Source organism: Pelotalea chapellei (assembly GCF_018531195.1).
Classification (GTDB): Bacteria; Desulfobacterota; Desulfuromonadia; order Geobacterales; family Pseudopelobacteraceae; genus Pelotalea; species Pelotalea chapellei.
In genome coordinates this window covers 58,663-80,107 of record NZ_JAHDYS010000008.1, presented here as the reverse complement: position 1 = coordinate 80,107, position 21,445 = coordinate 58,663, and the positions used below count along the sequence as shown (strand labels likewise).

General features: G+C 51.4%; 17 protein-coding genes. 4 read left to right on the top strand and 13 right to left on the bottom strand.

What is annotated here, in order from left to right:
• The first annotated feature begins 61 nt into the window (after positions 1 to 61).
• The 4 genes from KJB30_RS09905 (at position 62) to KJB30_RS09890 (ending at position 4,827) form a co-directional block, all read left to right on the top strand.
• Positions 62 to 2,683 carry a molybdopterin-dependent oxidoreductase gene (locus tag KJB30_RS09905; RefSeq protein WP_214298636.1) on the top strand — a complete coding sequence of 874 codons (2,622 nt, stop codon included), beginning with the start codon at positions 62 to 64 and terminating at the stop codon, positions 2,681 to 2,683.
• 68 nt (positions 2,684 to 2,751) lie between these two features.
• A complete protein-coding gene (locus KJB30_RS09900) occupies positions 2,752 to 4,440 on the top strand; it encodes a radical SAM protein (RefSeq protein ID WP_214298634.1) in 1,689 nt (562 codons plus the stop codon).
• On the top strand, positions 4,437 to 4,616 hold the full coding sequence (locus tag KJB30_RS09895; protein WP_214298632.1) for a hypothetical protein: 180 nt from the start codon (positions 4,437 to 4,439) through the stop codon (positions 4,614 to 4,616). The genes KJB30_RS09900 and KJB30_RS09895 overlap by 4 nt, the downstream gene beginning before the upstream one ends.
• Entirely contained in the window at positions 4,600 to 4,827 is a 228-nt protein-coding gene (locus KJB30_RS09890; protein ID WP_214298630.1) for a hypothetical protein, read from the top strand. The genes KJB30_RS09895 and KJB30_RS09890 overlap by 17 nt, the downstream gene beginning before the upstream one ends.
• 126 nt (positions 4,828 to 4,953) lie before the next feature.
• Here the strand turns inward: KJB30_RS09890 and ftsZ are convergent, their stop codons facing one another.
• The 13 genes from ftsZ to KJB30_RS09825 all read right to left on the bottom strand — a co-directional run bounded on the left by ftsZ (position 4,954) and on the right by KJB30_RS09825 (position 21,436).
• Positions 4,954 to 6,123 carry a cell division protein FtsZ gene (gene ftsZ, locus KJB30_RS09885; protein WP_214298628.1) on the bottom strand — a complete coding sequence of 390 codons (1,170 nt, stop codon included), beginning with the start codon at positions 6,121 to 6,123 and terminating at the stop codon, positions 4,954 to 4,956.
• Positions 6,124 to 6,290: 167 nt separating this feature from the next.
• A complete protein-coding gene (ftsA, locus tag KJB30_RS09880; protein WP_214298625.1) occupies positions 6,291 to 7,532 on the bottom strand; it encodes a cell division protein FtsA in 1,242 nt (413 codons plus the stop codon).
• A complete protein-coding gene (locus KJB30_RS09875; RefSeq protein WP_367618963.1) occupies positions 7,510 to 8,388 on the bottom strand; it encodes a cell division protein FtsQ/DivIB in 879 nt (292 codons plus the stop codon). The genes ftsA and KJB30_RS09875 overlap by 23 nt, the downstream gene beginning before the upstream one ends.
• Before the next feature lie 4 nt (positions 8,389 to 8,392).
• Positions 8,393 to 9,328, bottom strand: a complete 936-nt coding sequence (locus tag KJB30_RS09870; protein ID WP_214298623.1) for a D-alanine--D-alanine ligase — start codon at positions 9,326 to 9,328, stop codon at positions 8,393 to 8,395.
• A gap of 28 nt (positions 9,329 to 9,356) precedes the next feature.
• Positions 9,357 to 10,289, bottom strand: a complete 933-nt coding sequence (murB, locus tag KJB30_RS09865) for a UDP-N-acetylmuramate dehydrogenase (protein ID WP_214298621.1) — start codon at positions 10,287 to 10,289, stop codon at positions 9,357 to 9,359.
• Positions 10,244 to 11,623, bottom strand: coding sequence for a UDP-N-acetylmuramate--L-alanine ligase (gene murC, locus KJB30_RS09860; protein WP_214298619.1), 1,380 nt, complete (start codon positions 11,621 to 11,623; stop codon positions 10,244 to 10,246). The genes murB and murC overlap by 46 nt, the downstream gene beginning before the upstream one ends.
• 64 nt (positions 11,624 to 11,687) lie before the next feature.
• Entirely contained in the window at positions 11,688 to 12,797 is a 1,110-nt protein-coding gene (gene murG, locus KJB30_RS09855) for an undecaprenyldiphospho-muramoylpentapeptide beta-N-acetylglucosaminyltransferase (protein WP_214298617.1), read from the bottom strand.
• Positions 12,794 to 13,936 (bottom strand): putative lipid II flippase FtsW, encoded by a 1,143-nt coding sequence (gene ftsW, locus KJB30_RS09850; RefSeq protein WP_367618967.1) that lies wholly within the window; start codon positions 13,934 to 13,936, stop codon positions 12,794 to 12,796. The genes murG and ftsW overlap by 4 nt, the downstream gene beginning before the upstream one ends.
• Before the next feature lie 52 nt (positions 13,937 to 13,988).
• Positions 13,989 to 15,329, bottom strand: a complete 1,341-nt coding sequence (murD, locus tag KJB30_RS09845; protein WP_214298615.1) for a UDP-N-acetylmuramoyl-L-alanine--D-glutamate ligase — start codon at positions 15,327 to 15,329, stop codon at positions 13,989 to 13,991.
• A 36-nt stretch (positions 15,330 to 15,365) separates the two neighbouring features.
• Entirely contained in the window at positions 15,366 to 16,442 is a 1,077-nt protein-coding gene (gene mraY / locus KJB30_RS09840; protein WP_214298613.1) for a phospho-N-acetylmuramoyl-pentapeptide-transferase, read from the bottom strand.
• A gap of 62 nt (positions 16,443 to 16,504) precedes the next feature.
• Positions 16,505 to 17,878 carry a UDP-N-acetylmuramoyl-tripeptide--D-alanyl-D-alanine ligase gene (locus KJB30_RS09835; RefSeq protein WP_214298611.1) on the bottom strand — a complete coding sequence of 458 codons (1,374 nt, stop codon included), beginning with the start codon at positions 17,876 to 17,878 and terminating at the stop codon, positions 16,505 to 16,507.
• Positions 17,878 to 19,398: a UDP-N-acetylmuramoyl-L-alanyl-D-glutamate--2,6-diaminopimelate ligase gene (locus KJB30_RS09830; RefSeq protein ID WP_214298609.1), complete on the bottom strand. Its 1,521-nt coding sequence runs from the start codon at positions 19,396 to 19,398 to the stop codon at positions 17,878 to 17,880. Before KJB30_RS09830 ends, KJB30_RS09835 begins: the two co-directional genes overlap by 1 nt.
• Positions 19,399 to 19,450: 52 nt before the next feature.
• Entirely contained in the window at positions 19,451 to 21,436 is a 1,986-nt protein-coding gene (locus tag KJB30_RS09825; RefSeq protein WP_214298607.1) for a penicillin-binding protein, read from the bottom strand.
• Positions 21,437 to 21,445 lie beyond the last annotated feature (9 nt).

Below are 21,445 nucleotides of genomic sequence, written 5' to 3'. Positions count from 1 at the left end.
GTCAACACAATCACCTAGTTTGCTAATCGATCGTATTTGAAGAAATCGGAGATATGAAGGCATGGCACATACAGAGTCCAGTGATACTAAAACGACGGCAACACTGACCATCGACGGCCGGCAGGTGACTGTCCCCACAGGCAGCACTATCCTTGAAGCAGCCGCCAAATTAGGAATTGATATTCCCACCCTGTGCTGGCTCAAAAAGGTTTCCACCACCGGTGCATGCCGTATCTGCGTGGTCGACATAGAAGGAGTCGCCCTTCCCCAGACTGCCTGCAATACTCCTGTCAAAGATGGCATCAGCGTGACGACCTCGACCCCCAGGCTTGAGGAGATTCGGAAAAAGACAATGGAGCTGATGCTGGTCAATCACCCCCTTGATTGCCCCGTCTGTGATGCTGCAGGAGAATGCGACCTCCAGGATTCCTGCTTTCGTCTTCAGGTAGACAAGAACAAATATGGTGCTGCACCTGATCCCCTTCCTATCCGTTATGACTGGCCTCTGATCGAAAACTGCACTACCCGCTGCATCCTCTGTGAAAAATGCACAAAAGTCTGCCACGAAATAGTCGGCGCCGATGCGATCGTGATCAAGAGCTGCGGCGACAGGTCCGTTATTGACACCCCCGACGGCACTCCACTTGACTGTGATTTCTGCGGTAACTGCATCAATGCCTGCCCGACAGGAACCCTGCTGAGCAAACCTTTCAAGTTCCGGGGCCGCCCCTGGACATTCGATGTAACGCCAAGTATCTGCGGCTTTTGCTCATCCGGCTGCCAGATCAAGTACCACTCCCGGGAAGGACGTATCGAGAGAGTCACCAGTTCAGATGACGGTTACAATAAAGGCAACCTCTGCATCAACGGCCGCTTCGGTTATGCAGCCTTCAACTCCTCGGGAAGATTGACAACACCCCTGCTCATGGATAACGCCGGAAACCAGCAGAAAAGCTCGTGGGAGCAGGCTTTAGGCACCGCAGCAAGCAAGCTCAAAGAAATCATTGCCACAAGCGGTAGCAATGCCGTTGCCGGCATCGGATCTCCACGTGTTACCAACGAAGAAAACTACCTTTTCCAGAAATTCATGCGTGGGGCCATCGGCACCAACAACATTGACTCTGAAGCAAGGCTTGGCTACTTCCCCGCGCAGATCATTCAGCATGAGATGCTCGGCTACAGTGGCGGAACCAAGGGAATGGCGGCAATTGAAAATGCCTCTGCCATTGTGGTAATCGGTGCCGATCTCAAAGCTGAATCGCCAGGTTTTGCCTACCGGGTCATTCAGGCTGCCACCAAAAACGATGCTACCCTGGTATTGGCAACAACCCGCGTCACATCCATGAACAAGTTTGCCAATGAATTTCTCCAGTATCGCCCCGGCAGTGAAGCTTTTCTTGCTGCCGGACTCTGCAAGGCGGTCCTTTCAGAGAGCCTGGAAAACACAACGTTCATCTCTCAAAATACCTCTGGATCGGAATCACTGACCACTTCCCTTGAGGCTCTGTCTTTTGACAAAATCCAAGAAGCCACAGGTATAGGTGAGACCGAACTGCGTCAGGCTGCTCGCCTGATCAGCAACGGTGGACGGACAGCCGTAATCTACGGTGCTGAAGTCATGCGTGCTGGTGATGCCATGGCGGCTGTCACTGCAGTAGTAAACCTGGCACTGTTGACTGGAGCGGTAGGTCCGACAGGGGCAGGAATATTCCCGATCGACGAGAAGAACAACTCCCAGGGAATGCTGGACATGGGTGTATGTCCCGAGTACCTGCCCGGCTACCACACCTATGATCACGCCGCGGCAGCATTCGGAACCGCCTGGAACTGCACCATTCCAACCAAACCAGGAAAAAATCTCTTCCAGATCATTGATGCAATCGAAAGTGGTGAAATCAAGGCACTTTACGTAATGGGCAGTGATTTGCTGCACTTAATGCCGAACCACGCCAGAGTGATGAAAGCTTTGCAAAAACTTGACCTCCTCATCGTCCAGGACCTGTTTCTGACCGAGACAGCGCGCCTTGCACACATCGTATTGCCGGCAGTGACTGCGGCTGAAAAGTCCGGTTCATTTACCACTGTGGACAACCGTGTACAATTCTTTAACAAGGCGGTTTCTGCAGCCGGCCTGGCCCATACGGATGCTGACACTATTACACGGCTGCATAACCTTATTGCGCCGGTACCAACAATTGCCGCCACCGGCATTGATGCCGTGGCCAAGGAAATTACAAAACTTTCGGGTCTTTATAGCGAAGTGTGTGAAAAGAGCGGATGCAGCATGGGGCGGACTAAGGCGAGGGTTGAGTTTAATGATAGAAAAGCATCCTTCAAAGCCATTTCCCCTGTACCTCCCGTTGCCTCTACAGGCTTCAAGCTGGCGCTTGGCACTATGCTATATCACAATGGTACACTGTCAACGTGGTCGGAAAACAACCTCACCGTTGCTTCCGAAGGCTACGTTGAAATTGCTCCAGTGGATGCCGCACAAGCTGGAATTTCCGGAGGAGACTGCATAAAGTTGGTTTCAGCAACGGGCAGTTGCACACTAAAAGCAAAAATTTCTGCAGCTGTGCAACCCGGTCTTCTCTTTGCCCCTGTACATTTTAGAGAAACTCACCTGAATCAGCTCACCACTAATTCAGACAGAACGGTGGCTGTCACCATTCAAAAGGCATAGGCCGAATTCTTTATGTCACTATCGAACGCCGCCTTGCGCGGCGTTTCTTTTTGGTACAGTATAAAAAAATGAGTTGGAACATAAAACAAAAACTGCGCTCACTGCTTCAGGCTGAAACAAACCTCTGCCCCCACGGCCAAGCCCGCGGCGGTCAACTGAAGATTTGCATTGTATCTCCCAGCCGTTACCAGACAGGCATGAGCAGCCTTGGCTTTCAGACAATCTATTCCCTTTTGGCATCGTCTGCAGGCATCATGTGTGAACGTGCATTTCTACCGGACAAAGAAGATTTGAAGGAATACCATCGAAGCGGTCTCCCGCTTCTTTCCCTCGAAAGCCAGCGACCACTTTCGGATTTCGACGTACTCGCTTTTTCCACTTCTTTCGAACCAGATTACCTCAATATCCCGCTCATTCTTCAACTGGCTCAAATTCCCATCTGGGCCAAGGAAAGAACAGCCTCAAATCCACTCGTTGTAGCTGGCGGAGCAGCTTTCTTCATCAACCCTGAGCCGGCGGCAGATTTCCTCGATATCATCTGCATCGGTGAAGGCGAAGAGCTTGTTCCGGCACTGGTTTCAGCACTGCTGACATCCTATTCTGATGGCCGCCATGGTCTTTATATGGCGCTCTCTGCTCAACCGGGATTTTACATCCCTTCTTTCCACCAACCGCTGTACAAAGATGACCGTTTCACAGGCTTCAATAACAACCCTGATATACCTGAACATATAAAACGGCCCTCTTGTGAACTTAATCAGCATCCCCCCTCCTCCTCGGTCATCCTTACGCCTAACACAGAGTTCGGAGACATGTTTCTGGTGGAGGTCAGCCGCGGCTGCCCGAGGGGATGTCGATTCTGTACCTCCGGATTCATCTATGGAACTTTTCGGCAACAAGAGTGCAGACGCATTCTTGATATCGCTGAAAAAGGGCTGCTCCACAGACCTAAGATCGGACTGGTTGGTGCAGCTGTTTCAGATCATAGCGATATCGGTCTCGCTTGCAGTTCCATCATCCGGAAAGGCGGGAAGGTCTCCGTTTCTTCATTGCGAATTGACCGTATCGACACGGAGATGCTTGAGGCTTTGGTAGCAAGCGGTCATAAGACCATATCTATTGCACCTGAAGGTGGCTCACAGCGTCTTCGCGACCTCATCAAGAAAAATCTGAACGAGGCTCAGATCCTTGATGCCTGCGATATGCTTATCGCCCGTGACATTTTGAATCTCAAGCTATACGTTATTATCGGATTGCCGACCGAGACAGAAGGCGACCTGGATGAGCTGGTGCACCTTGTGACCATGATCCGTGAACGAATGGTGGTGCGGGCAAAAACTAACTGCCGGCTGGGAGATATTACCGTTTCTGTCAACCCTTTTATACCCAAGCCATTTACCCCTTTTCAGTGGTGTGGCATGGAACCGCTCCCCTCACTTGAACGCAAAGTTAAAAGCCTTGAAAACCGATTTCGCAGAATTCCTAACGTGCACTTGAAAGTGGAGAGCCTCAAGGGATGTTATCTGCAGGCATTATTGTCACGCGGAGACAGGCGTTGCGCTGCACTGCTGGCAGAAATGGTAAATTCTTCACCCCTTAAAAAAGCAGCCAAAACATGCAACATGGACCTTGATGAGTTGGTTTACAGAACTATTCCTCTTGATGAGCCTTTGCCCTGGGGAATTCTTGAGAGTGCGGACGTGCGCATGCTGCGCAAAGAGTATGAACGCGCGTTTGGAGGAGGTGTGATTAAATGAAGCGGTGTGGCATCTGTTCTGAGACGTTTGAGGACTCCGCAGAATATTCTGATGATGCCAAGGCTGGAGAATGGCTGGCAGAAGAGGTGTGGCAGGACGCCGGCACCCTTTGCCCAAAGTGCCTGGAAATACGAACCAAACTGGTAATGATGTACTGTCATGAGTACAACACCTGAGCCTTCCAACACAGCGGACGTCAAGGAAAGAGGCATCTCTGATATGGAACATGATGAACTGAAGCGTATTGTCAGACTGGTGATTCAGGAAGAACTGCCAGGAATAGTTGATGCTGTCATTACAAAGCTGGAAGAGCTGAAAAAAGTCAAAGAGGCCAACTACTGGGCCAGTCTCAGCAAAGAAGAGTACGAAAGATTGATGGGCTCATAGATGCCATGAGCGATCGCTTGAAAAAAAGACAAAAAAAAGCCCGGTACTCCAGGAGGGGGAAAAACGGAGTAACCGGGTAAACGTAGAAATGGAGCATCACTGGATGCTCCATTCTACACATTTTAGCTAATCGACAGATTTTCTCAGGAAGGTAGGAATGTCGTACTGATCCTCATCATCTTCCAACAATGAAATAGACGGACGAATACGGGTGACGTTCTCAGCCTGCTGACGATCTCGAATAAAAGTAGGTCTTTCCAGCATGTTTCGTGAAGGAGAAACCTGCTTCTCTGCAGTCAAAGGAGCAAAAGTTCTCTTATGACTTTTTTCAACATCAAAGCGGTCACCGAAACCAGTAGCTATTACCGTAACTTTGATAAGATCACCAAGATTATCGTCACGGACTACACCGATCTTGATGTTTGCTTCAGCGTGTACTTTTTCATGCACAATCCGATTGACCGTATTGTAATCATCCATGGTCATGGACTCAGAGCCTGTGATATTAACCAGTACACCCTTTGCGCCAGAGATGTCATTATCCTCAAGCAGCGGGCTGGAAATAGCGCTGTTGACAGCATCGGCGGCGCGATTTTCGCCTGTACCCACGCCAATACCCATCATGGCCATGCCACGCACACTCATGACTGTTTTAACATCGGCAAAGTCCAGATTCATCATACCCGTTGAGGTAATCAGTTCGGAAATCCCCTGCACTGCCTGGCGAAGCACATCATCTGACGGTTTGAAAGCATCAAAGAGAGACATATTCTTACTGGCCATGCTGATAAGACGATCATTTGGAATGATGATCAGAGAGTCAACGTGCTTCTTGAGGTCGCTGATGCCACGCTCGGCCTGCTCTAACCTTGCCTTGCCTTCATAGGTAAACGGCTTGGTTACAACACCTACAGTAAGGGTTCCTGTTTCACGAGCCACTTCAGCGATTACCGGCGCAGCCCCTGTGCCGGTGCCGCCTCCCATGCCTGCAGCAATAAAAACGAGATCAGCGCCCTTCAACGATTCAACCAGTTTCTCACGGTCTTCAATGGCTGCTTCTTTGCCCACTTCCGGCTTGGAACCGGCACCGAGCCCTTTAGTAAGAACTCGGCCAAGCTGAATTTTAACCGGAGCTTTGGAAATACGCAACGACTGCGCATCAGTGTTGGCAACAATAAAATCAACTTTTTCTATAGTACTGGCGATCATGGTATTGACGGCGTTTCCTCCGCCCCCCCCAACACCGATCACCTTTATTATGGCACCTTGCTCTATCGTCTCATCAAATTCGAACATCCTGTTCCCTCCTCTCAGCTTGCCAGTTGTTCACTTTCTCGCCGCAAACTGTAACCGCATTTACTCCAAGAATCAAAGGAAAAATTCAGGAAAAATCGAGCAATAAAAAAGGTCTCAAATATCGATTCTTTGGCCAAACCCTACAGCTGGATTTAATTATTTTTCTTTTAGAAAAATTCACGGAACCAGGACTTCATGCGTTTGAAAACGGCTCCAAAACCATCTCCGATAGGCTGGGGTTCACTTCCCGCCGGACGGCCTCCGGCATTCTTACTGCCATACACGACAAGCCCGACACCAGTCGCATATACCGGAGAATTAACAACATCTATGAGACCACCTATACGGTGTGGTACACCGCGCCGAACAGGAAGATTGAATATCTGTTCGGCAAGCTCGGGCATTCCTTCCAGAATGCTTGATCCTCCTGTGATTACAACGCCTGAAGCGATAGTGTCTTCAAGCCCGGATTTAATTATTTCTCGATTCACAAGTGCGAAGATCTCTTCAACACGCGGTCCCAGAATTTCGCAAAGGACATTTCTAGACAGTTCACGTGGTTTGCGGCCTCCCACACTGGGAACTTCGATCTTATCCTCTTTGCCGACAAGAGTTGCGAGGCAGCAGCCGTATTTCTGCTTGATTTTCTCCGCCTCAGCAAAGGGAGTACGCAGTCCTACTGCGATATCATTGGTTAGCTGATTACCACCCAATGCGATTACAGAGGTATACTTTATGGCTCCTTCCGAGAAGATAGCCACATCGGTAGTGCCCCCCCCGATATCTACAAGGCATACTCCAAGTTCTTTCTCGTCAGCTGACAGCACCGCTTCGGAAGAAGCAAGTTGCTCCAGCACAATGTCAGCAACATCAAGACCGGAACGATTACAAGATTTGACTATATTCTGTGCGCTGGCCACTGCACCGGTAACAATATGGACTTTGGCCTCCAAACGGACGCCGCTCATGCCAAGCGGTTCACGAATACCATCCTGTTCATCGATTATGAACTCCTGAGGCAAAATGTGAATCACCTCCCGGTCCATTGGAATAGCGATGGCTTTGGCTGCATCAATTACACGCCGAACATCCTCCTGGGAAACCTCACGATTTTTAATGGCAATCACACCCTGGGAGTTGGTCCCCTTGATATGCCCACCTGCAATTCCGGCGTAAACTGACTTGATTTCACACCCTGCCATCAGTTCAGCCTCTTCAACAGCCTTGCGAATCGCCCCTACAGTGCTTTCAATGTTGATGACAACACCTTTGCGCAAACCGCTGGAAGGACTAGTACCGATTCCTACGATATCCAAGCCGTCCTCAGTGACATTACCCACTATTGCGCAGATCTTAGTTGTCCCAATATCGAGCCCGACAATGAGATTATCCTTTTTTGCTGCTGACATTTCCCCCCCTGCTTATATCCTGAATCGTGGTAGTTAATTTTTTAACAATGATTTTATCGCTGTAGTCGAGGTCAATATATTGGAGTGATTGTCCTTGTGCCATTAGCTCACGATAAATTCGTGCAAAACGTATGACTTTAGGCGAGAAATCCCCATAACCGATTTTAACCGGAAGACCGCCAGACGCCGTAAATAGCGTGAAACCGAATCCCTTATCGTAATGAATCTCAGATACATCTGCAAGGACAAACGCACCTTTCTCCTGCAAAATCTTTAAGAGTTCACACGTTGACTTAAGCGCCTCTCTTGTACCAGAGGGATCACTGGTCATGTCTTCTTCTCCAAACCCGGTGACAACTGGGTAATTGAGACTGTCCCCCTGGTTCAGCACTTTAAAGACAACCCCTTTAGAGTCCAGGTAGTAGATGTATCCCATGTTAACCACGGCAAGTGGTTCCCGCTCTGCAATCGTGATTGCCACTCTGTCTGGGAAAAAACGCTGAATCCGAACTGTCTCAACCCAAGGATTGCGAGAGAGCTGCTCACCCACGTGTTTCAGGCTCATACGCAGCAGGTCACCCCCTGGCTCTATTCCGGCAATGGCAAGAACTTCTTCACGTGTCAGGCGCTTGGTACTTGAAACTTCAATGTTCTTGATTCGGAAAAATGTTATTGCACACACTGCACGATATCCGACAAAAACGGCCACACAAAGCAGCGATACACCGAGAAGCCCGCACAGCATCTTGCCCAACGGACGCAGATACTTGCCCCAGTCGATTGGTTTCCGCTGAACTTTGACGCGGTTCAAAGCTACTTTTTTACGTTCATATGTGGACTTCGAGAAATCCCGCACCGTATCAATTCACCTTTACTTTGAGCCCTGCAGTCTCAATAATGCTTTCTACCAGATTTTCGAAGTTCAATCCTGCTCCCTTGGCGGCAATTTCCGGTAAAAGGCTCAATGCGGTCATGCCGGGGAGTGTGTTTACTTCAAGCACATAACAGTCACCCGCAGGAGTCACCAGCAGATCTACTCTACTGTACCCGCTGCATCCCAAAGCATGGTGAGCGGCGAGACCCACCTGTTGAGCTTTTTCGTACAACTCGCTGTCCAGTCGCGCAGGAAAGATATGCTCAGCCATGCCATCACTGTATTTGGCTTCAAAATCATAGAATTCATTTTTGGGAACAATTTCTATGGCCCCAATAGGACGATCATTAAGAATGCCAACCTGTACTTCCTGCCCCTTGACGTACTGTTCGACAAGAATCCCATCATCGTGCTGAAAGGCCAAATCCAGGGCTGCCGCAAGTTCGGCAGCCTCCTTAACAATGGAAATACCAACCGAGGATCCTTCCTGAACCGGTTTGACAACCAGGGGCAGATCAAAGCATAGATCCTCAAGCCTGATCTGCTCTCCCCGCCGAAAAAAATGAAAGGGGGCCGTAAGAATACCGCCCGCTGTAAAAGCTTGCTTGCTGTAAAGCTTATGCATTGCCAATGCGCTGGCAAGCACACCGGATCCGGTGTAGGGAATCTGCAGCAGTTCCAGTAAACCCTGAACACAGCCGTCCTCGCCATATCGTCCATGCAGAGCGATAAAAGCGGCCTGAATGTTTTCCCGCAGCAGTATTTCCGGCAGATCACTCCCCACATCAATGGTTACGGCATCGTATCCCCTGCCAAGTAAGGCTTGATGAACTGCAGCACCACTCTTGAGGGAAACCTCACGCTCTGCTGAAAATCCCCCCATCAGAACGCCTATTTTTTTGGACTTAAAACTATCCGGCATTGTAACTCCACAACTTTTTTCACACATCCTAGCTGCCCTGCTCACCAATCATGATCACTTCTTCCTCAAGAAGAATGTTGCTTTTCCGCAAGACCTGTTCCTTAACAATGGCAGCCAGTTTGATAAAATCAGCTGCCGTGGCCTTCCCGCAATTCACCAGAAAATTGGTGTGGACCTCGGAAACCTGAGCACCACCTACTGAAAAACCTCTCATCCCGGCCTCGTCGATCAATCTCCATGCTGCATGATTCGCGGGATTTTTGAAAAAAGAACCAGCATTCGGAAAATTTACCTTTTGGGTTTCCTTACGCTTGTCCAAGCAGCTTTCCATCAACTGAACTATCGACTCCCTGGGTGCAGGTTTACAGCAAATATCAGCGGCGATTATAATTTTATTAGTATCCAGTTGCAAGCAGCGATAACCGAATTTTAATAAATGTTTCGCATATTTTTGATTTACACCTTCACTCACCATCTCCACGCTGACCACGCTGTCAAAAAGTTCATTACCATGGGCACCGGCGTTCATTCGCAACGCTCCACCCAGCGTGCCAGGTATACCTACCAAAAACTCCAATCCGGACATTCCATTGTCACGAGCAAAGGCCGCTACAGCCTGATTTGTAGCCCCTGCCTCGGCGTGCAGCACTCCCTTTTCAATGGCGATTCTATTTATTCTTTTAAGACTGATTGCAACACCGCGAAAGCCGCCGTCACCAACAAGCAGATTGTACCCTCCGCCGATGATGAACCACGGAAAACCATGTGCCTCCAGCTGCTGCAATAGTCCCAGCAGATCGGTCATATCCTCCGGAACCGCAAAGCAATCTACCGGCCCACCCACTTTAAGAGACGTATGCCTGCTAAGAGGCTCATTGTGCAGCAGTTGGCCCCGCAGCGTGATTTCGGAGAGTTTCAGGCTTCCTCCAGTAATCGCACCAATGCCTCGCCCTGCTGCCATATGTTTCCAGCCCCAAGCGTGATCACAATATCACCTTCCTTAACGGTTCCCATCAAATGCGCCGGGATATCTTCACGATTGGCAATATAAGTCACATCTTTCTGTCCGTGACGACGTACTTCATGGCACAGACGTTCGGCAGTAGCCCCTTCGATCGGTTGTTCGCCGGCCGCGTACACATCGGTCAACACCAGCACATCAGCATCATAAAAAGCAGTCACAAACTCGCTGAACAATTCATGAGTGCGGGTATAGCGATGCGGTTGGAAGGCTGCAACAATGCGTCGTTCCGGCCAACCCTGCCGTGCCGCCGCCAGTGTTGCCTTAATCTCGACTGGATGGTGGCCATAATCATCAACGACCATGATACCCCGTGGCTCGCCTTTGACGGTAAAACGCCGGCCTACGCCACTGAAACCAGCAAAAGCTTCCTGAATGACAGAGAAGGGCACATCCAGTTCCATAGCAACGGCAATACAGGCCATGGCATTCAAGACGTTATGGGGACCTGGCATTGGGAAGGATACTTCACCCAGTCGATAGCCCTTGTAATGAACTACGAAAGAGGTGTTGAAACCATCATGTCGTACATGGGTCGCCCGGATATCGGCCTGGGAGGAGAGGCCATAGGTCAGGTAGCGCTTCTTGACCAGTGGCAGGATTTCGCAGATATTTTTGTCGTCTAGGCAGAGAACTGCCAGACCGTAAAAAGGCACCTTGTTGATGAACTTGACAAAGGTGCTCTTGATTTCTTCAATACCGCCAGAGTAATGATCCAGGTGATCGGCATCGATGTTGGTGACCACTGCAATGGTCGGAGACAGTACCAAAAAAGATCCATCAGATTCATCCGCCTCGGCCAGAAGAAATTTTCCCTGACCCAGTTGCGCATTGCTGCCGATGGCATTCAGTTTCCCGCCGATTACGATCGTAGGATCAATGCCGGCATGTCCAAGTATGCAAGCCGCCATCGAGGTGGTGGTCGTCTTGCCGTGGGTGCCGGCTATGGCTATTCCATATTTCATGCGCATCAACTCTGCCAGCATCTCGGCCCGAGGAATGACTGGCACATGCAGCCGTTTGGCTTCAACTACCTCCGGGTTGTCATCATGCACGGCAGATGAAATTACCACCACATCAACGTTTTTCAGATTCTGAGCCGAATGCCCAAGGCCAATTTCCGCACCGAGTATCACCAGTCTTTCAGTGATCTCAGAGCTGCGCAAATCCGAACCCGACACCTTGTAACCCAGGTTCAGCAGCACCTCTGCAATACCGCTCATGCCGATACCACCGATACCGACAAAATGTATTTTTTCAATATTACCGTACATGACTACCTCTTCTTTCTGCCTTGAACATGTGCCTGGGGACCCGGATTAAATTCTGCAAAACATTCTATGCAGTGCATTCTCTGGTCATCTCATCCACTATTATTTTAGCTGCATCCAGACGGGCCAAGCTAAACGCCAGTTGCCTCATACGCAGACGGGCTTTCGGATCTTTAATCAACTCAACTATCACCTCAGCCAACTTTTCTCCGCTCAATTCCTGCTCCAACAGCATCAAACAAGCTTCCTTCTTCAGCAAAGCCTCAGCATTACGACGTTGGTGATCATCAACCGCGTGAGGAAATGGAATAAACAGGCAGGCTTTGCCACAGGCTGTAACTTCTGCAATGGTTGTCGCACCGGCCCGACAGACGATCAGATCTGCTTTGGCATATTCAGCCGCCATATCGCTTATGAATGGGGTTACTCGTGCAGCAACTCCTGCCGCCCGGTACGCTGCAGAAATTTCCTCACAATCCTTTTCACCCGTCTGATGGGTGATTTCCAGATCGGTGTCCTGCTTTTTCAGGAAAGGTAATGCCGCCACCATGGCCGTGTTGATAGCATGTGCTCCCTGACTTCCACCGAAAACGAAGATGTGAAAAGGAGAACCAGGGGACGGGACCAGGAAATCGACAGCGCCCTCGGCAGCTTCTGATTTCTGCATTCCCAAGATCTGTCGCCGCAGCGGATTGCCGGTCAAAAGTACCTTCTGCTCAGGAAAATAGCGGATCGATTCTTCCAGGGTGATGAATGCGCGGTCCGTGAGCCTAGCCAGGAGCCGATTGCTCATACCCGGAATGGCATTTTGCTCATGGATAAAGTTTGGTATCTGCAGGCCACGAGCAGCCATGACCACCGGAAGCGAGGCATAGCCTCCAACACCCAGTACAATGTCAGGTTGAAATTCTCTGAGCACTCTTCGTGATTGGGCATACCCGTACAACATCTGTATGCCCCCTTTTAATTTGCCAAAACTCCCCTTGCCCCGGATTCCAGCTGCGGAAATTATTTCAAGACGATAACCCGCAGCCGGCACCGCTCGCGATTCAATTCCCCGCTCAGTACCGATAAACAGGACTTCATTCTCTGAGGATCGGGAAAGGAACTCCTCTGCCACCGCAATTCCCGGAAAAAGATGGCCACCGGTACCGCCTCCGGCAATGACAAGCTTCATGCCCCCTCCTTAACAGTAATGGGTGAGATTTTCAGTCCGGAGGAAATATTAAGCAGGATGCCTACTGCAAAAAGGCTGATTAGCAGCGAACTACCGCCATAACTGATGAAAGGCAATGCAAGCCCCTTTGTTGGAAGCAGGCCGGTAACAACTCCCATATTAACCGTGGCCTCGATACCAAATAGCACTGCTATTCCCAGAGCGAGGAAGCGGCCGAACGTATCCGGTGCTGCCACTGCAATCCGCATAGCTCGCTGCACAAGCAGGAAAAACATGCCGATGATTACGAGCACTCCCAGAAACCCTAGCTCTTCGCCGACTACTGACAATATGAAGTCTGTATGGGCCTCGGGAAGATAAAAAAGTTTCTGTTTTCCCTCGCCAAGTCCCTGTCCAAAAACGCCACCAGTCCCCAGAGCCAGCCAGGATTGAATGATCTGGAAACCCTTTCCCGCAGGGTCGCTCCAAGGGTCCAGGTAGGCATCGATACGCCCTTTATGATAACCCCGGCTTAATTTGATGGCCAGCAACGGCATTGCCAGGAGAAACATTGAAAAGATGTAGGTCAGACGTGTTCCTGCTGCAAAAAGCATGGTCATGGACACTGCCGCCAAAGTCAGCGCTCCCCCCAGATCTGGTTGGAGTACCAGGAAACTGATCAGAAACATCAGTACGATCATGTAGGGGATGAAACCTGACGCCAATAGCTTCACCTTGTCCTGTTTCTTGTCCAGAGAGTAGGCCATGTACATAATCAGGGCAAGCTTGGCCATCTCGGACGGCTGTAGATTGAACCCGGGCAGAATTTTGATCCAGCGGGAAGAGCCGCCGGCCTTGCCTCCGATGCCGGGAATGAGCACCAGGCCAAGCATCACCAGACAGAGCAGCAGTGCCGGCACGGCCAACTGTTTCCACACGTGATAGTCAATGCGCATTACCACCAGCATGACAACGAAACCTGCAATAGCGAACAGTCCCTGGCGTTTGAGGAAGAAGAATCCGTCATGAAACCGCTTGGCAGCCATGATATTTGAAGCAGAATAGACCAGCACCACCCCGAAGCAGGTCAGGGCGATTGCCATCAGCATGATGATCAAATCGTACTCTTCGAGTTTTTTAAGCATTAGTTTCATAATAATCCGTAGGAACTACCTTGTTTCTCGTTTTTACCTGGGTGATGCATCCTCGCCCCTACAATCCCATTACTGCCGCAATGAACCGCTGCGCCCGTTCCTCGTAATCGCGAAACATGTCGAAACTTGAGCAAGCCGGAGACATCAGGACGGTGCCGCCCGGCGCACTTACCTGAGCTGCCAGCCTGACTGCATCTTCCAGTGTTGCGGCCCTAACGGTGTCGGTTAGTGCACCCAACTCCGCCTGCATGCGCTCGGCAGCCTCGCCTATCAGGATCAGATGCCTGACGCGCGATTGCACCAGCGATGCCAGTGGTGCGTAGGAGCCACCCTTGTCCTTGCCGCCTGCTATCAGTGTGATGTTGTCGAAACTTTCCAGTGCCTTCTGCACGCTGCCCACATTGGTAGCCTTGCTGTCTTCATAATAACCGACACCATTTACCTCGCGGACAAATTCCATACGATGGTGCAGCGACTCGAAGCAGAGCACCGTCTCAAAGCTTTCGTCGGGACGACAACCGAGCAACAAGGCGCAGGCCAGTGCAGCCATGATATTTTCCTGGTTATGCACCCCTTGCAAGCGTATGGCAGCCGTGGGGAAGCATTCCTCATGACCGTCATGACGGTAGGTAATGACACCGTCGCGGCAGAAGATACCTTCTTCCAACTCCAGAGTGCGGCTGAAAGGGAACAATCTAGCTTTCAGACCCTGGCAGCTTTTCCATACCAGTGGGTCATCCCGGTTAACTACCGCAAAATCTTCTTCAGTCTGGTTCTCGAAAATACGCATCTTGGCATCTATATAGGCCTGATAATCAGGATAGCGATCCAGATGATCCTCACTCAGATTGAGCAATGCCGCCACCTGGGGGCGAAAGGAGGTGATCCACTCCAACTGAAATGAACTGATCTCTGCAACCACCTGATCCACAATCTGATGGGATGCAGCCACTTCGATCAGTGGATTGCCAATGTTGCCACCGACGAATGTATGGTAGCCATTGTGTTTGAAGATTGCGCCAAGCAGGGTGGTTGTGGTGGTTTTGCCATTGGTTCCGGTAATGGCGGCCAGCGGCGCATCAATAAACCGTGAGGCAAGCTCGACCTCACTGACTATCTCGACACCAGCATTCCTGCCCTTTACAAGCAGTGGATGATCCTGGGGAACCCCCGGGGAAACAACTATCAGATCAGAAGATGTGAAATCGTTTTCATCATGATGTCCCAGCGCCTTTTTTATGTTACATCCTTCAAGCTCGGCAAGCTGGGAAGATAACGCCGCCTCATCGCGCATATCGGTAACGGTTACCCTGCTCCCCCGTGAGGCCAGAAAACGGGCGCAGGCCACACCTGTTTTGGCGAGTCCGACGACAAGAACTTTTTTGTTTATCAGCTGCATGTAATTACCCTTGGCATCTGCAGTAAATGATTGTTTTTAGCGCATCTTCAATGTTGAGATGGCCACCAGTGCCAGTATGATGGTGATGATCCAGAAACGGACAATGATCTTTGGCTCAGCCACTCCCTTGAGCTCGAAATGGTGATGGATCGGTGCCATGCGAAAGATCCGCTTTCCGCGGTATTTGTATGACCCAACCTGAAAAATGACAGAAAGCGCTTCAACGACAAAGACTCCCCCTACGATCACCAGCAGAATCTCCTGCTTGGTCAGGACAGCAATGACTCCAAGAGTGCCGCCAAGCGAGAGCGAGCCGACATCTCCCATGAAGACATCTGCCGGATAGGAGTTGTACCATAAGAAACCCAGCCCCGCTCCAACCATGGCGCCGCACAATACGGCGAGTTCACCGGCACCCGGCACTCGAGGCACCTGCAGGTAGGCGGACAGGGTAGCGTGACCGGCCACATAGGCAAACAGCATGTATGTGGCTGCATTGATCGCCACCGGGCCGATGGCAAGCCCGTCAAGTCCGTCAGTCAGGTTAACGGCATTACTGGCTCCTACAATGACCAGGATGGCAAAAGGAATGAACCAGATCCACAGGTCAGGGTGGAAATTCTTGAAGAAGGGGAAAAAGAGCTGTTCGCTGAAGCCAGGGCTGATGAACAGATACACCGCCACAACTCCGGACAGCAGCACCTGCCAGAACATCTTCTGTCGCGGAGATAGTCCTTTAGGATTCTTTTCCACTACTTTCTTGTAGTCATCCACAAAGCCGATGACGCCATATCCGACAGTTATAAAGAGAGCCAGCCAGATGTAGCTGTTCTTGAGATCAGCCCACAACAGGGTCGGAATCACTATGGCGGCCAGAATCATGACACCACCCATTGTTGGAGTTCCCTGCTTCTGAAGGTGGGATTCCGGCCCGTCGGTGCGAATTACCTGGCGTGCCTGAAGGCTTTCCAGCTTGCGGATGATCCAGGGGCCGATCACAAAACAGACCAGCAACGCCGTAATCATGGAGTAAATTGTTCTGAAAGTCAGGTATTTGAAAATATTGAACAGCTTGACGTTGTTCGCCAGGGGATAAAAAATGTGATAAAGCATCTGTGCTCCCTGTTGGGGGTTATGGCGAAAGCAGGCCCGTCATGTGGGCGGTTAGCAAAACTCTACAGAATGGCGCGCTTTATTCCTTCAACTATCTTTTCCATCCTCATGCCTCGTGACCCCTTCACGAGAATGAAATCGCCACTAACTGCTCGCGAGAGAATATCGGACGTGATTGATTCGTGATCCTGCAGGCAGACAACCTCAGAAGCCGACATGCCTGCAGCCCGGGCTCCTTCCGCCGTGTGCTTCGACAGTTTCCCATACAGATACAGGCGATCAGCCACTCCCGCTGCCTGTGTGCCGAGCGCGTAGTGCAACTCCGCCTCATCGTCGCCAAGCTCCAGCATGTCTCCAAGAGCGACGAAAGCACGCTTACCCCCCTTCAAACCCGCCAAGGCGGCTAAGGCAGCCTTCATGGAAGCTGGATTGGCATTGTAGCTGTCATCAATAAGCACAAGACCTGCGACCGTTTCCAGCTGGAAACGCTTGTCATAAGGCTTGAAACTGTTTAGGCCGCTGCAGATCTGCTGAGGGGGAACTCCGGCAGCGTAGGCACCTGCCGCCGCTGCCAGTGCATTATAGATGTTATGGCTGCCAAAAGCCTGCAGAGCTACCGTTTGGGACGTCTCACCAAGATGAAGCACGAACCGCTGCCCGCCGGTACCGAGTGATTCCACCTGCGTGGCCCGCACATCTGCCGTACCTAGCCCGAAGGTGATCCTCCGCACGTGGGGAGGAGATGGCTGTGCGTCAATCAGGGCGTCGTCCGCATTGACCACGGCATATCCATCCGCCTCAATCCGCAGCAATAGTTCCCCCTTGGCCCTGGCCACATTCTCCACACTCCCCATGCTCTCCAGATGGGCAGGAAAAGCATTCAGCACAATGCCTACCTGGGGTAGTGCAATTTCCGCCAGCCGATCGATCTCGCCCGGTTCGCTCATGCCCATCTCCAGAACGGCCCATTTGTGCCTGGCATCAAGCTTGAACAGCATCTGCGGCAGACCAATCAGGTTGTTGAGATTTCCCTCTGTTTTCAGGCCCGGCCTGCTCTGCTCCAAGATGGCGGCAAGCATCTCCTTGGTGGTTGTTTTACCGTTGCTGCCTGTAATGCCAATTACCGTTGGAGTAAAATGTCTCCTGTGGAAAAGCGCCAGGTCTCCCAATGCCCGTAACGTGTCAGGAACAAGTATGACTGTAACATCCTCACCCGAAATCCCCTGTGGCGCCTGTTCAGCCACAATAGCCCTGATACCGTTACTGACCACCATTTCGATGAAATCATGGCCATCAAAGCGCTCCCCCTTGAGTGGCACAAACAGCATGCCGGGCCGGATTGAGCGAGAGTCGGTCGAAACAGCGGTTATTTCTCCTGCAGGGTTACCCTTAATTATGCCACCTGTCGCGGCAGCTATTTCCTGGATGGTAAACATCAGCGGCTGATTTCCTCAAAGGCTCGTCTGGCTTCTTCACGGTCATCAAAGTGGTGCTTGGTGGTTCCGATTATCTGGTAATCTTCATGCCCCTTGCCCGCCAGCAGTATGATATCCCCCGGCTTGGCTGCACGCACTGCCAGTCTGATCGCCTCGGCACGGTTCTCAAGCATGACAAAACCCTTTTCCGGAAATCCGCCAACAGCATCTTCAGGAGTGTATTCGCGGAACCCAAGGGGAAGGATGCCTGCCCGAACCTGCCCAAGTATGGTCAGTGGATTTTCTGTGCGGGGATTATCCGAGGTAACGATCGCCAGATCGCTCATGCTGGCGGCAATCCTTCCCATGATGGGGCGTTTGCCCGTATCCCGATCACCTCCACAGCCGAATACGGTAATGATGCGGGCGGTGGCCAATTCCTGCAAGGTAGAAAGAACATTCTCAAGTGCGTCGCCGGTGTGGGCATAATCCACCAGTAATGTTACTCCCTGTGTATTCTCCACCCGTTCCATTCGTCCCGGAACGGTTGTGTGCCCCTCAATTCCGGATTTGATTGCTTCAAGCGGCAGTTCGAGGGCGACTCCAGCCGATGCCGCTGCGAGTATGTTGTAGAGATTGAACCTGCCCAGAAGACGGGAGGAGAATGCTATCGCTCCGTAAGGTGTGACCAGTCTGCCACTGATGCCGTTGACGGAAGACTGCACATCGACCGCATGCACATCTCCCTGGAAATCCACACCGTAGGTTATTACCTCACATGCGGCCCGGCCAGCTATTCGTACACCGTATTCATCATCCATGTTGACAGCAGCTCTGCGTCGCGGCTTGAGCGTGTCGGGACGGAGAAGATCTTCAAAGAGTCGCTGCTTTGATTCCAGGTAACTCTCCATTGTCTTGTGGTAGTCCAGATGATCACGGGTCAGGTTGCTGAAGATGCCTACATCGAAGTAACAACCATCCACCCGCTTTTGTTCCAGGGCGTGGGAAGACACTTCCATCACAAATGCACGGGCACCTGCATCAGCCAGCTTCCTGAAGGCAGCTTGCAGCTCGGTTGATTCAGGCGTGGTGTGGGATGCTTCAATGGTGGTTTCACCGAACCGGTAGCTAATGGTGCCAAGTACCGCCGCAGGTGTGCCGGCTGCTGCGAGGATGGATTCGACCAGATAGCTGGTCGTTGTCTTGCCATTAGTACCGGTGATGCCGATAAGCGGCAGATCGACGGTCGGTTTGCCGTAAAACTCAGCTGCCGTTATGGCCATTGCGGACCGGGCATCAGTCACACTGATCCAGGGAACTTCCTGAGGCGCACTCGCAGTGTCCTCAAGAACGACTGCCGCCGCTCCCGCGGTTACTGCCGCTGGAATAAAACGATGGCCGTCAACCGTGGCACCAGGCAGGGCAAAGAAAAGCATGCCTGGCTTCACACTGCGAGAATCACAGGTTACTCCGGTTATTTCAACCGAATCATTGCCCGTCAATTCTTTCGCCAAGGAGCCAAGCAACGAGGAGAGCTTCATATATTCTCCAGAAAAAAGTACAACCTGCCGAAGACCCGACAGGTTGTTGTATTTATGCTGAGGGCGCGAATTTAACCCAGACTTCCCCGGTCCCCCTGATGGCTTGCCCCGGGGAGGGGTGCTGCTCCATGGCACGACCGCTGCCGATTAGCTTGATGTTTATCTTGCGCTTTTCCATAACCTGCAACACGCGGCGCATGCTCATTCCCCGAAAGTCGGGCATTGCCACATCTCCGGGAGACAACGCATCCAGCGCATCCCCTTCGGCCATGGCCTCTATCACTGCAGCCTCCCCAGGACTGGTATTGTTAGCCTTTAATTCAGTTACCTTGGGAGCCTTGATAAGATCTCCGGAAGGCATAATCTTCAGGTAGGCTAACGAGTTCAAGGCAATACCGTGAAAAGCCGGCGCCGCAACGACTCCACCGTATTTGACTCCTTGCGGTTCATCGATGATAACCGCGATCGTCAGTTTGGGTTTATTGGCAGGAACAAAACCGACAAATGAACCTACCCGCTTTGATGGGGAGTAGCTGCGGGTAAGTGGATCAACTTTTTGAGCAGTACCGGTCTTGCCTGCCACACGGAATCCTTCGACTGCTGCCTTTGTCCCCGTTCCCCCTTCGCCGGTTACTGTTTCCATCATCCTGGTGACTTTCTGAGCCGTTTCAGCTGAAATCACCCGACGCAGGACCTGGGGTTCGATCTTTTGCACTTCCTGGCCGGTGTCATCCAGAATTCTTTCCACCAGGTAAGGTTTCATCAACAGACCGCCGTTAGCGATGGAAGACACGGCGCTTGCCAGTTGCACAGTCGAAAGCGAGACCCCCTGACCAAAAGAGGTGGTGGCGAGATCAATGCCGTACCAGCGCTTCTTCAGGCTGCCCTGCGCCTCTCCCGGAAGGTCGATGCCGGTGCGCTCACCGAATCCGAAATTCCGCAAATAGCGCGAAAGCCTCTCCTCGCCGAGCTTGAATCCTATCTTTGCTGATCCGATATTGCTGGAGTACTTGATGATTTCCGATACTGACAGACGTGGATGGGGATGATCGTCGTGTATTATTCTGTCGGCGATCTTGTAGACGCCGTTCTCGCAGTTAAAAACCTCACTCGGGTTAACCAGCTTTTCCTCAAGTGCAGCGGCAATGACGAATATTTTGAAGGTTGAGCCTGGCTCAAAACTGTCTGCCACTGTCTTGTTGCGCAATTGGGCATGTGTATGCTGTGCAAAGGAATTGGGATTGAAGGTGGGATAATTGGCCAGTGCAAGTATTTTTCCGGTATCGGATTCCATTACCAGGGCCATTCCGCCCTTTGCCTGACTTTCAGTAACCGCCTTTGCCAGCTCTCTCTCGACAATGTGCTGAATCGTCATGTCCAGCGTCAGGACCAGATTCTTTCCAGGCGAGGAATTTTTGACCACGCTATTTTTAAGAGCGATATTGCGACCAAGCGCATCACGCTCAGTCACCATATACCCGGTGTTACCGATAATGGTGGAATCGTACTTAAGTTCGATTCCCTCGAGTCCTGCTGGATCGAGCCCTGTGAATCCGATCACGTGCGCAGCGACTTCCATGTTTGGATAATAGCGCTTTGGCTCAGGGGCGAAACCGATTCCCCGCAGCTTGAGGTTTTTGATTGGTGCTGCCCGCTCGGGAGTAAGGCGCCGTTCCAGCCAGACAAAGTTTTTGCTGCTGTTCAGCTTCTTGACAAGCTCTTTTGGGGTGGTGGCGAGAAAAGGAGCCAGCACAGCTGCTGTGCCTTCGATATCCTGAATTGAGCGCGGTTCGGCAAAGCATGAATCCATCTCAAGCGAGACTGCGAGCTTGTTGCCATTACGGTCCATGATCGTGCCGCGAACAGGAGTAAGCTGTACGATCCGCTGATGCTGACGGTCAGCCTTCTTGAGCATATCCTCATGCTGCAGAATCTGGAGCTTGAATGCCTGGCCTGTGACAGCCAGAAACAACAGGCCAAAAAATGTCCCAATGATGATTATCCGGGTTCGCGCCCATTTTTCCCGTTCATCCTGCATGATTCACCA

Coding starts and splice junctions, on each gene's coding strand:
- murD (WP_214298615.1), bottom strand. CDS start 15,329: ATGCAGCTGATAAACAAAAAAGTTCTTGTCGTCGGACTCGCCAAAACA.
- murC (WP_214298619.1), bottom strand. CDS start 11,623: ATGTACGGTAATATTGAAAAAATACATTTTGTCGGTATCGGTGGTATC.
- ftsA (WP_214298625.1), bottom strand. CDS start 7,532: ATGTCAGCAGCAAAAAAGGATAATCTCATTGTCGGGCTCGATATTGGG.
- mraY (WP_214298613.1), bottom strand. CDS start 16,442: ATGCTTTATCACATTTTTTATCCCCTGGCGAACAACGTCAAGCTGTTC.
- KJB30_RS09895 (WP_214298632.1), top strand. CDS start 4,437: ATGAAGCGGTGTGGCATCTGTTCTGAGACGTTTGAGGACTCCGCAGAA.
- ftsZ (WP_214298628.1), bottom strand. CDS start 6,123: ATGTTCGAATTTGATGAGACGATAGAGCAAGGTGCCATAATAAAGGTG.
- KJB30_RS09835 (WP_214298611.1), bottom strand. CDS start 17,878: ATGTTTACCATCCAGGAAATAGCTGCCGCGACAGGTGGCATAATTAAG.
- KJB30_RS09825 (WP_214298607.1), bottom strand. CDS start 21,436: ATGCAGGATGAACGGGAAAAATGGGCGCGAACCCGGATAATCATCATT.
- KJB30_RS09830 (WP_214298609.1), bottom strand. CDS start 19,398: ATGAAGCTCTCCTCGTTGCTTGGCTCCTTGGCGAAAGAATTGACGGGC.
- KJB30_RS09905 (WP_214298636.1), top strand. CDS start 62: ATGGCACATACAGAGTCCAGTGATACTAAAACGACGGCAACACTGACC.
- KJB30_RS09870 (WP_214298623.1), bottom strand. CDS start 9,328: ATGCCGGATAGTTTTAAGTCCAAAAAAATAGGCGTTCTGATGGGGGGA.
- murG (WP_214298617.1), bottom strand. CDS start 12,797: ATGAAGCTTGTCATTGCCGGAGGCGGTACCGGTGGCCATCTTTTTCCG.
- KJB30_RS09900 (WP_214298634.1), top strand. CDS start 2,752: ATGAGTTGGAACATAAAACAAAAACTGCGCTCACTGCTTCAGGCTGAA.
- KJB30_RS09890 (WP_214298630.1), top strand. CDS start 4,600: ATGAGTACAACACCTGAGCCTTCCAACACAGCGGACGTCAAGGAAAGA.
- murB (WP_214298621.1), bottom strand. CDS start 10,289: ATGGCAGCAGGGCGAGGCATTGGTGCGATTACTGGAGGAAGCCTGAAA.